The organism is Flavobacterium sp. HTF (genome assembly GCF_003105115.1).
GTDB lineage: Bacteria > Bacteroidota > Bacteroidia > Flavobacteriales > Flavobacteriaceae > Flavobacterium.
Genome location: NZ_QETH01000124.1, coordinates 1 through 10,788, shown reverse-complemented (window position 1 = coordinate 10,788; position 10,788 = coordinate 1). Strand labels below are relative to the sequence as shown.

Sequence of the window (10,788 nt, the reverse complement as noted above, 5' to 3'; positions counted from 1 at the left end):
AACTTCTTTTTCTTCTTCGGATAAAATTTCTTTTCTGATAATCTTCATAAATAGAATTTTAAAGTTTGACCTTTTATGTCATTCTGGAACGAAGAATCTTCGTTAGTAATTATACAACTACAGAACAATTTTTATCGATCTGGCAACGAAGATTCTTCGTTCCTCAGAATGACAAACTAAATCAATTTTAATTTCGTTTCACGTGGAACAGATAATATTTTAGATTTCTGAGTTTAAATTTTAGATTACTCTATTGAAATCTAAAATTTTAATTTACTACAATTTGTTTCACGTGGAACAATTTTAAAATTTGTTTCAGATTTCAAGTTTCATGTACAAACTTGAAACCTGAAACCTGAAACCTGAAACAAAAAACTATCTTCCCATATAAATCAAAAGCACAGAAATATCACTCGGAGAAACTCCGCTGATTCTTGATGCCTGCGAAATTGTAACCGGGCGAATTTTAGCCAACTTTTGTTTTGCTTCAATTGACATTGATTTGATTTTATTATAATCAAAATTCTCGGGAATTTTTACTTCCTCGAGTCTTGTCAGTTTATCGGCGTTGTTTCTTTCTTTTTCAATATAGCCCGAATATTTAACCTGGATTTCTGCCTGCTCTAAAATTTCCTGATCAAGATTGTTTTCCGAAACGTACTCACGCACTTTTTCAAACTTCAGCATATCTTCTAAATCAATCTGCGGACGAGAAAACACTTTAAACATTTTATCACCTTGTGTAATTGCAGCTGTTTCTTTTGCTTCAAGTATTGGATTTGTTTCTGCAACAGAAACACTTGTTTCTTTAAAGAACTGAACCATCTTTTCAGACTCATTCAATTTATGCTCCATTCTGCGTAAACGCTTTTCAGAAGCTAACCCAATTTCGTATGATATAGGTGTCAATCTAAAGTCGGCATTATCTTGTCGCAACAATGTTCTGTATTCTGCACGCGATGTAAACATACGATAAGGTTCTTCTGTTCCTTTCGTAATTAAGTCGTCAATCAAAACCCCGATATAAGCTTCATCACGTTTCAGGATTAATGGGGCTTTTTCATGCACTTTTAAATGAGCATTTATTCCGGCCATCAAACCTTGCGATGCTGCTTCTTCATATCCTGTTGTTCCGTTTATCTGTCCGGCAAAATATAATCCTTCTACCAGCTTTGTTTCCAAAGTATGTTTCAATTGTGTTGGCGGAAAATAATCATATTCGATTGCATAGCCCGGACGAAGAAATTTTACATTCTCAAAACCGGCAACAGAACGCAATGCTTTGAACTGAATATCTTCCGGAAGCGAGGTTGAAAATCCGTTTACATAAACTTCACAAGTTTTCCATCCTTCAGGCTCCACAAATAATTGGTGTCTTTCTTTATCGGCAAAACGATTTATTTTATCTTCAATCGAAGGGCAATATCTTGGGCCGATACTTTTTATTCTTCCGTTGAACATTGGTGAACGATCAAATCCTGATCTCAAAATATCATGCACATCCAATGACGTGTATGTCATGTGACAAGATCTTTGTTCAGTCAACGGTACAGTTAAATCCGAATAAGAAAACTTATCCGGTTTGGCATCTCCTTTCTCTTCGTTCATTTTAGAATAATCCAAAGAACGACCATCAACTCTTGGAGGTGTTCCTGTTTTCATTCTTCCTGATTCAAAACCTACAGCAACCAAATCTTCGGTAATTCCAAAAGCGGCACTTTCGCCCGCTCTCCCTCCACCGAATTGTTTGTCTCCAATATGAATCAATCCATTCAAAAAAGTTCCGTTTGTCAGGACAACAGATTTTGATCGAATTTCAACTCCCAGAGAAGTTCGAATTCCTTTTATCTTTCCGTTCTCGATAATCAAGCCTTTCACCATCTCCTGATAGAAATCAAGATTTGGAGTTCCCTCCAACATCATTCTCCATTCTTCAGCAAAACGCATACGGTCACTTTGAACTCTCGGCGACCACATTGCAGGTCCTTTTGATTTGTTCAACATCTTAAACTGAATTGCTGTTCTGTCTGAAACAATTCCGGAGTAACCTCCAAGCGCATCAATCTCACGAACGATTTGTCCTTTTGCAATTCCACCCATGGCAGGATTACAAGACATTTGTGCAATGTTCTGCAAACTCATTGTAACCAATAAAGTTTTTGATCCCAGGTTCGCAGCCGCAGCTGCAGCTTCAGATCCTGCATGGCCAGCACCCACCACAATAACATCGTATTCTTCTAAAAACATTTGTTTTATTATTCTCTGGAAACCGGTTAAGTCAGTTCTCAGAATTAAATTAATTCTTTTGTTCCACGTGGAACGTCTTCCTTTTGTTTCAAGTTTTAAGTTTCAGGTTTCAAAACCAAACTTAAAAGTTCCACGTGGAACACATTTCATTTCTCGATAAGATTCTCTTATAAAATGTTTCACGTGAAACATTCTTAAAACTTAAATCAGATTTAAAACTATTTATATGTTCCACGTGAAACGCTTTAAAATTTTACTTCAAAACAAAACGTTTCACGTGGAACAATTTTAACTATATAAACGTATAAATTTTCAAAACCTGAAACTTGAAACAATTAAAACCTGAAACAAATCTATCTACTGTTCCACGTGAAACATCGCAATCTTCTCATCTTCTTTTGAACGCATAAGTTCTGCATCTGCATCACTTTTATCTTTGTATCCACAATAATGTAATATACCATGTGCTAAAACTCGTTTCAATTCTTCATCAAAAGAAACGTTGAAATCCTTTGCATTGTCTTCTACTCTTTCTACAGAAACAAAAATATCTCCGTTTAATTCGTTACCAACAGTATAATCAAAACTGATAATATCTGTTAATGTATCGTGATCGAGATATTCAACATTAATCTTGTGAAGATATTCATCATCGCAAAAAATGTAATTTATCTCTCCTTCGTTTTTCTTTTCAGAAACAATTACAGCACTCAACCAATCAGAAAAGGCTACTTCGTTATCTAAATTAAAATCTGTTTCGTAATTAAAATTGATCATTTTGTATTAAAATATTCTTGAACCTTTTGGTTAAAATTTGAGCGCAAAGGTAGTGATTGTCTGTTTAAAATTTCTACACTGTTTAAATAATCCAATAATGAGCTTGGTAACGCATTTGTTTTGTTTGTAAATTCAGTCTTATTTGTTTCAGATTGACGCTTCGTATCCTGACCTTGTTGCTGAACTGCATTGTTCAATTTTAATAATTCCTGTTGGATATTTAAAATTCTTTGAAGGTTCTCGTTCCTGAATCCTTTATTCAAAAGTTGCTTTTCTGATTGTTTCATTTGATCAATTACAGATCTCCCCTGAGAATCTAATCCTTTTTTAGCTAATTCTTTTTGCAACGCTTCTCGCAGTTTAACCTGCTCTTTATAAATTTCCATTATTGCTTCAGCATCTCCTTCTCCATCATCTCCATCTTTTTCGCCCTTCTCACCTTTTCCGTTTCCGTTTTTACCATCCTTACCTGAAGATCCTTTGTCTCCACTTTTTCCCTGACCCTCTTTTCCTTGTCCTTCTTTACCCTGACCAGTTTGTCCTTGTCCTGACTTTCCGTCTTTTCCCTGACCGGGTTTCTCACCTGCTTTATCTCCCGGTTTGTCTCCTGGCTTCATTCCTTCTTTCATCTTATCGGCCAATCCTTTTTGCTTTTGTATAATATCCGGCAACTGCATTCCTTGACCGTCACCTGGTTTTGGTTTTCCTGCTCCCGGTTTAGACATGGACATCTGCATGTTGTTTAATAAATCACTTAAAAAGTCAGCCAATTTATTAGCAGAAGAAACTGCGTATTGTTGATTCGAAACTCCTTTTGGAACCTGAACGTCTGTCAAAGATTCGATAGCTTTATCTACATTGTATTGTACATTGCCAATTTCTTTGGTTACATCTTCTGCTACTTTCGGGTTACGTAAAGACAAAGCAAACAAACTATCATCAACATGTTTGAACTGTTGTTTTAGGTTTTGCTGTACTTTTATATTCTTCGTATATATAGAAGAACCTAGTTTCATAGATTTAAATTGTTTCATTACATCTTCCTGAGATAATGAATAAGCCAGAAGATTATCAAGAATCTGACGAAGCATTGCTACATCTTCTTCCAGTTGTTCCTGCTCTCCACCTTCCATACTTGAATCCATTTGCTGAGCCATACTCTTCATTTTCTTTGCTGCACTTTTCTGTTTTGGTTTAGCCGAAGAAGTATTCTTTTTATTCAGTTCATCAGCTGCTTTCTGCAAATCATCTTTTACTTCTTTCTCTTTTGAAGCATCAGAAGGAATATCAAGAGGAGATTTTAATGTCTTGTTTTCTTCTTTCAGATCTTTTAGGTCTTCCTGAATTTTATTAAATTCTTTATTTATTTCCTCCTGCTTCTCTGAAGTATTTTCTTTGTCTTTATTAGAAAGCTGTTCCTGCTTTTCTGCAAGCTTATCTAATTTTTCTGCAACCTGTCCAGCCTTCTTTTCTACATAAAATCTTTTGGTAAGTTCAACTAATTGTTCTAAATTTCTGGATTGATTTTTACTGATTTGTTTGAACTTTTCCATTTTATCAAACAATTCTTCGCTATTTAATTTATCATTCAGGTTCTTTAATTCATCTAATAATTTCTGATTTTTTTCTAAATCTTTATCTGCATTCTCTAAACGCTTTTGTAAATCTTCGGCAGTTTTATCCTTTTTATCGTCTTTGAATTTATCCAGATTCTTATTCATTTTCTCAGCAAACTGTTTCATCAATTCGTCTTGTTGTTTCTGACGTTTGATAAAATCATTAATTTTCTGCTGATCTTTGAACTCTAAATTATCTTTTTCTTTTCCTGTATTCTGAATCTTTTCCATTTCAGAAAATTGCTTTTCACGGTTCTTTAAAGATTTGGATAAACTATTTATATTCTGATTTTGCTGTTGCAATTCTAAATCATGAACTTCATCTGTAGTAGAAACTCTGTCTGAAAAAACAGAAGACTTTGTACTCTTAAAACCATGTGGTGCATCGTTATCAAAAACCTCAAAATAGTATTCATAAGATACTCCTTCTTCTACAGGTAAATTACTCGGAAAAGAAAAAACGAACTGATCAAACACAGCCTGCTTTACCGGAATGGTTCCACGCTTTGCTGTATTTGGTTTGTTATGTTCATAGAAAACAACTTGCAATTTTGACAATCCATAGTCATCACCCAACCTTCCCAAAACATAATTCTTATCTAACTTTAAACTATCTGGTGCTGGTGAAACGGTGATTGTTGGGTGCTGATCTTTGATAACAGACAGCTGATAATCCAGTTTTTCGTAGTTTTTGACCTTACTATTCGAAGTAAGAATTTGATATTCTGTATTTTGACTGATATTTTTAGCTAATTTAAACTCGTTTTCGGCTTTATTAAACTTCAAAATTGCGTTTGCATCTTTCCAGACAATCTCCTGAGTCGATTGTGTTTTCATTTTCCAGGTTACCAAAGTACCTTCCGGAACGATAGCATTTCCTGTTCCCTGAATGGTTTCTGATTTCTTTTTTAGATAAGATGGAAAATTAAGAACCATTTCGAAGTTTGCAATAGACGGAACAGTGATTACTTTTAATTCATATTCTTCAGATGAAACTGAGTTCCCTTCGAAAGAAAAAGAAACATTTTCTACCGGTTTTTCAATCTTGAATTCGAACTTTCCTGGCTGGGATGATTCCATAAAATAACTTTCGTTACCAATATGAATCATTACATTTTCGGGAACAACATTTCCAACAGATTCCATTTTAACGACGAAATCTTTGTTTTGTTCTGTTTGCAAATTCTGATTTAGAACCACAAATTTGAAAGGTGCGGGAGGCAAAAATGTAGCATTAAAATGCACTACTCTATTTAAACTTTGAGAAATTATATTGCTGTTTCCGGAAATATAAAACACTGCAAAAAGCAAAATAGGTATAATGGCCAATGGCAAATACTTTCTGTTTGAATTAAAATTAATTGCATTTCCAAAAGGAATTGGCTGCAATGAATTTGCTTTTTGCTCTATCGAAGCCAACATCAATTCTGAACTTTCTGCTGAATTCTCAGAAGCCGAGAGCTGTAAAAAGTTTGTTAGTTTATCACTTACTTCTGTAAAATGATTTCCAATAATGGCTGAAGCCTGATTATAATCGATTCCTTTTTGAAGTTTGAATAACTTAAAAATTGGAAATAATATAAAACGAAACAAAAGGAAAACTTCTACTCCGATAAAAAGCCAAAATAAAAGTGTTCTCCCAAGAGGTTTTAACCAAAGGAAATACTCAATAAAAAGCGTAAACAAAAAATACAAAAGTCCAAAACCCGTAAAAAGAAGTATTCCTTTTATAAGTTCATTCGTGTAATATTTTTTAATAAAAGCCTCTAACTTTTGATATATAGCAGATGTTGTTTTCAAGTTGAATCTGTTTTGATTATGACCCATAAAAGTACTAATTATTGAGATTCAAATTCCAAAAAAAATAAACTCCAAATTCCAACTCCAACTATGCTCTGGAATTTGGAATTTTAAAAAATTGGAATTTATCTAAAGTTGTATCTTTGCATCAAAATTTAAACAAATGTCAAAGCAAGTTCGTGTGCGTTTTGCACCAAGTCCAACAGGACCATTACATATTGGCGGAGTTCGTACTGCCCTATTTAATTATTTATTTGCCAAAAAAAATAATGGTGTTTTCTATCTGAGAATTGAAGACACAGATCAAACCCGTTTTGTTCCCGGTGCTGAAGCTTATATTATGGAAGCATTAGAATGGCTAGGAATTGCTCCTGAAGAAACCGTTGGAAAAAACGAAAAATTTGGTCCGTACAGACAAAGCGATCGTAAGGAATTGTACCAAACTTATGCTGATCAACTGATCAATTCAGGTTGGGCATACTATGCTTTTGATACTCCTGAAGCTCTTGATACTTTGAGAAAAGAACAGGAAGCGGAAGGAAAAACATTTATTTACAATCACACGAATCGTGAAAAACTGGACACTTCTCTGGTAATTTCTACTGATGAAGCTGCTAAAAGAATTGCAAATGGAGAACATTATGTAATCCGTTTTAAAACTCCGGTTGATGAAACTTTACATTTAAAAGATATCATACGTGGTGATGTTAAGTTTGAAACGAGTTTACTTGATGATAAAGTTTTATTCAAAAGTGACGGAATGCCAACTTATCATTTAGCCAATATTGTGGATGACCATTTGATGGAAACTTCACATGTTATTCGTGGTGAAGAATGGTTGCCATCTATGCCTCTTCACGTTTTATTATACAGAGCTTTTGGTTGGGATGCTCCGGAATTTGCACATTTACCTTTGATTTTGAAGCCTGTTGGAAATGGTAAATTATCAAAAAGAGATGGTGATAAATTAGGATTTCCTGTGTTTCCTCTTGAATGGAAAACGGAAGAAAGTATTTCGTCCGGCTACAGAGAGAACGGATTTTTTCCGGAAGCAGTTATAAATTTTCTTGCTCTTTTAGGATGGAATGACGGAACTGATAAGGAATTATTTTCATTAGAAGAATTGGTTGAAGCTTTTGACTTAAACCGTGTTCATAAATCCGGAGCAAAATTTGATCCTGAAAAAAACAAATGGTTCAATCACCAATATCTTATCAAACAAAATGATGCTGATTTAGCAAAGAGCTTCTCTCCTATTTTAGCAGAAAAAGGTGTTGACATTTCTAAATATGACGTTACAAGAATTGTTTCGTTGATTAAAGAAAGAGCACATTTCGTTTCTGAATTTTGGGATTTAACTGATTTCTTTTTCCAGGCTCCAACATCTTATGATGAAAAAGCAAGCAAAAACTGGAAAGAAGAAACACCGGCTTTAATGCAGGAATTGATTTCAACACTCGAATATATTGATGGTTTTGATTCAGCAAATATTGAAGCAATCGTAAAAGACTGGTTAACCAAAAACGAAATCGGAATGGGTAAAGTGATGCAGCCTTTCAGACTAAGTCTGGTTGGGGCTTTGAAAGGTCCTCACCTATTTGACATTGTAGAAATCATCGGAAAAGAAGAAACTATTTCGAGAATTCAGAAAGCAATTGCAACATTATAAAATATTTTACCATTAAGATATTAAGTCTATTAAGCTTTTCACAATGGTAATTAAAGAAAGTTTAAAAGTTCATAAAGCTTAATTATCTTAATAAAGCTTTGATCTTAATTTCTTAATACCTTAATGGTTCAAAAAAACAAACGCTAAGAAACATCTAATAAATGTTCTTAGCGTTTTTTTATGATTTATAAATTTTAATTCACAAGAATTTTCGTAATTTACCCAATCAAATAAACTAAATTATATCACCATGAGTACACCAATTATTATCTTTTTAGTACTGGCATTCTTCATTTTCATGTCTTCTTTTTTTACGGTAAAACAACAATCATCTGTAATTATCGAACGATTTGGGAAATTTCAGAGTGTTAGAAATTCAGGATTACAGTTAAAAATTCCGTTGGTTGACAGAGTTGCAGGACGAGTAAATTTAAAAATTCAACAGTTAGATGTTATCATCGAAACAAAAACCAAAGACAATGTTTTTATCAAAATGAAAGTTTCGGTTCAGTTTAAAGTTATACAGGAAAAAGTATATGATGCTTTTTATAAACTGGAATATCCACACGATCAGATTACCGCTTATGTATTTGACGTGGTTCGTGCTGAAGTTCCAAAACTAAAATTAGATGATGTTTTTGAAAGAAAAGATGATATTGCAATTGCAGTAAAAAGAGAATTGAATGAAGCAATGACTACTTACGGTTATGATATCATCAATACTTTGGTAACAGATATTGATCCGGATATCCAGGTAAAAAATGCAATGAACAGAATCAACGCTGCCGACAGAGAAAAAACAGCTGCCGAATTTGAAGCTGAAAGTTCAAGAATCAGAATCGTTGCAAAAGCAAAAGCTGAAGCAGAAAGTAAACGTTTACAAGGTCAGGGTATCGCAGACCAGCGTCGTGAAATTGCTAGAGGTTTAGTAGAAAGTGTTGAAGTTTTGAACAATGTAGGTATTAATTCTCAGGAAGCTTCTGCCCTAATAGTAGTTACACAACATTATGATACATTGCAGGCAATTGGAGCTGATGCAAATTCAAATTTAATCTTGCTTCCAAATTCTCCACAAGCCGGAAGTGACATGTTAAACAACATGGTTGCCTCATTTACAGCTTCTAACCAGGTTGGTGAAATGATGAAAAAGAACAATAAAAAAGTTGAAAAACATAAACCGATTCAACCACAATCTGGTTATGAAGATGATATTCAGCCAGATGTTCAACAATAATTTTAAAATAAAAAAGAGGCTTAACTGCCTCTTTTTTTATTCATAAACCAACCGATCACATAAGGTAAAACTGATTGTAAAATGCTTGCATAAGAATTTGAAAAGTAATCTGTGTACGAGGAAACAAAACCATTTACAATATTTTGTGGTGTTATGCTTTCTTTCGTTTTCTGAAAACTTAAAACCAGTCTTTGATAATTGATATCTTTTTCCAGTTTTAAAATTTCTAAATCTCTGTCGATTTCAGCATATGAGGAGTATTTTTTCTTTTCCATAAATCTTAGTCGTTAAAAAATATTTCTGAAAATTTCTCCAGAATTGGCCCTTCCACAATCTTATCTTTTATCAGAAAAAGTAAAATCGTAAACAAAAGATAGATCCCTCCTACTGCTAAAAATCCCAATGCATTGCTTCCTAATAAATCTCCAAAAGCATAGGCTGCTGCAAAAGATCCAAAAAGTAAAACCATACTAAAACATAGTAGTATTAAAGTGAACTTAAAAATTAAGGTAGTAGATTTCATTGCTACTTTAAAACCCCAAAGTTTGTAATACGCTAAATGACTGTCAATGTAAACTTTAGTCTGTTCCTGAATTTTTTCTGTATTTTCTTTTAACTCTTCAAAAGCCATAATTAAATTTTTAAAATGAAAAAGCACAAAACTGTCTTATAAAAATAAGACAATTATGTGCTTCCTTAACAATTATTATTTTTGAAGTTTAGCGTTTTGCTCTTTTAAATCAGCCAGTTTAGATTCTAAAAAAGTGATTACTTCTTCTGTTTTATGGCTCACATTTGACAATAAATCATTTAATGTTCCATCCAGATTTTGTGTCGCATTTGTAAATTTTTCTCTAAGAACATCAGAACTGGCTTCAAACGAATCCTGCAAATTGTGCTTCGCATCGTCAATTCCTTCTTTTAATTTTGCTCTTGTTTTAGATCCTTTATCTGGTGCAAACAAAATTCCAATAGCTGCTCCGGCAGCTGCAGCAGCTAAAATTGCAGCCGCTGTATTTAAGTTCTTTGACATGATATTAAAATTTAAATTAATAATAAAGATAGCCTTTTTTAAACTTAAAAAATTCCCATCAATTGTAATCTTTTAAAATTTAACAATATAATTAGTACACGTAAGCTACGGCTTCATATTTACCATTAGCTTTTTCAATAATGCTTACAAAAGGATAACCATTTGATGCAGACTTCGTTTTGATTCTCATTGCAGTCTGTTTTTGATTAGCAATTGGCGGTTCCCCTTTTGTCCTTGTCGAGACGCCTGTAAAACTCGCAGCTTGTTTTAATCCTATTGTCTTTTCCTGAGGTAAAACAGTTACCATTTTATAATCGTCTTTTGAATCTACAATTACTTTATCAGAAATTTTTTGAGTTAGTTTTGTTTGTTTATTCGTAATAGACGAAACAGCATGTTTGCTAATTTTAAT

At 33.4% G+C, this 10,788-nt stretch carries 9 protein-coding genes; 2 read left to right on the top strand and 7 right to left on the bottom strand.

Annotated features, from left to right (window positions below; translation table 11 throughout):
• Positions 1 to 375: 375 nt before the first annotated feature.
• The 3 genes from mnmG to DCO46_RS21000 form a co-directional block, all read right to left on the bottom strand.
• Entirely contained in the window at positions 376 to 2,247 is a 1,872-nt protein-coding gene (gene mnmG, locus DCO46_RS21010) for a tRNA uridine-5-carboxymethylaminomethyl(34) synthesis enzyme MnmG (protein WP_116754437.1), read from the bottom strand.
• A 357-nt stretch (positions 2,248 to 2,604) separates the two neighbouring features.
• Complete coding sequence (ybeY, locus tag DCO46_RS21005) at positions 2,605 to 3,024, bottom strand: rRNA maturation RNase YbeY (protein WP_116754436.1); 420 nt, start codon at positions 3,022 to 3,024, stop codon at positions 2,605 to 2,607.
• Positions 3,021 to 6,440: a DUF4175 family protein gene (locus DCO46_RS21000; protein ID WP_116754438.1), complete on the bottom strand. Its 3,420-nt coding sequence runs from the start codon at positions 6,438 to 6,440 to the stop codon at positions 3,021 to 3,023. Before DCO46_RS21000 ends, ybeY begins: the two co-directional genes overlap by 4 nt.
• 163 nt (positions 6,441 to 6,603) lie before the next feature.
• Here DCO46_RS21000 and gltX point away from each other — a divergent pair, with 163 nt between their 5' ends.
• Both gltX and DCO46_RS20990 read left to right on the top strand, forming a co-directional pair.
• Positions 6,604 to 8,109, top strand: a complete 1,506-nt coding sequence (gltX, locus tag DCO46_RS20995; RefSeq protein WP_116754435.1) for a glutamate--tRNA ligase — start codon at positions 6,604 to 6,606, stop codon at positions 8,107 to 8,109.
• Positions 8,110 to 8,359: 250 nt separating this feature from the next.
• Positions 8,360 to 9,343, top strand: coding sequence for an SPFH domain-containing protein (locus DCO46_RS20990; RefSeq protein ID WP_116754434.1), 984 nt, complete (start codon positions 8,360 to 8,362; stop codon positions 9,341 to 9,343).
• A 20-nt stretch (positions 9,344 to 9,363) separates the two neighbouring features.
• Here the strand turns inward: DCO46_RS20990 and DCO46_RS20985 are convergent, their stop codons facing one another.
• The 4 genes from DCO46_RS20985 to DCO46_RS20970 all read right to left on the bottom strand — a co-directional run.
• On the bottom strand, positions 9,364 to 9,618 hold the full coding sequence (locus DCO46_RS20985) for a DUF6327 family protein (RefSeq protein WP_116754433.1): 255 nt from the start codon (positions 9,616 to 9,618) through the stop codon (positions 9,364 to 9,366).
• Between the two features lie 5 nt (positions 9,619 to 9,623).
• A complete protein-coding gene (locus DCO46_RS20980) occupies positions 9,624 to 9,974 on the bottom strand; it encodes a competence protein (protein WP_073484152.1) in 351 nt (116 codons plus the stop codon).
• A 75-nt stretch (positions 9,975 to 10,049) separates the two neighbouring features.
• The gene (locus DCO46_RS20975; RefSeq protein WP_116754432.1) at positions 10,050 to 10,376 is read right to left on the bottom strand and encodes a YtxH domain-containing protein; all 327 of its coding nucleotides are present in this window, start codon (positions 10,374 to 10,376) and stop codon (positions 10,050 to 10,052) included.
• Positions 10,377 to 10,467: 91 nt separating this feature from the next.
• On the bottom strand, positions 10,468 to 10,788 hold a 321-nt coding region (locus DCO46_RS20970), incomplete at its 5' end, for a hypothetical protein (RefSeq protein WP_116754431.1).